We start from the raw sequence: 490 nt of genomic DNA on the forward strand, positions 1-490 counted from the left end.
CCAGGAGGGCGACGGCCAGGAGCACCAGGGGCGGGGTGACACAGGTGACGACCAACTGCGGCAGGTACCGGGAGAGGTACACGTCGCAGCCCTCCACCCCGTCCACCAGAGTGGCCCGTACCGCGCCGGCCCGGGTCCCGGTGAGGTGGGCCGGGCCGAGCCGGCCCAGCCGCTCCAGCAGGTCGTCGCGCAGCAGCACCCGGGCCTCGGCCCCGGCCCCGGCCGCCACCACCCGCTGGCGGTGGTGGAGCAGCGCCTGCACGAGGACGACCGCCGGCACGCCCAGCAGGGGGGCGACGGCGGCGGCCGGTTCGGAGCGGGCGACCGCGGCCAGCGCGAGGGCCAACAGCACCGCCCTGGCGAGATGGCCGAGAGTGACCGCGAACAGCAGGGACCCGGCGATCACCAGGGGGCGACGCACCGGGCGGGCGGCGGCCAGGAGCTCGGGGTGGATCATCACGGGAAACCTGCCGAAGGGGTGGGGAGGAGG

1 pseudogene is annotated in these 490 nt (G+C 76.7%); it reads right to left on the reverse strand.

Annotated features, from left to right (window positions below):
• Positions 1-460: pseudogene (locus FOE67_RS28200) on the reverse strand (ABC transporter ATP-binding protein); the annotation flags it as partial.
• Positions 461-490: the final 30 nt, after the last annotated feature.

The sequence above is a fragment of the Streptomyces calidiresistens genome (genome assembly GCF_014141525.1).
Lineage (GTDB): Bacteria > Actinomycetota > Actinomycetes > Streptomycetales > Streptomycetaceae > Streptomyces > Streptomyces calidiresistens.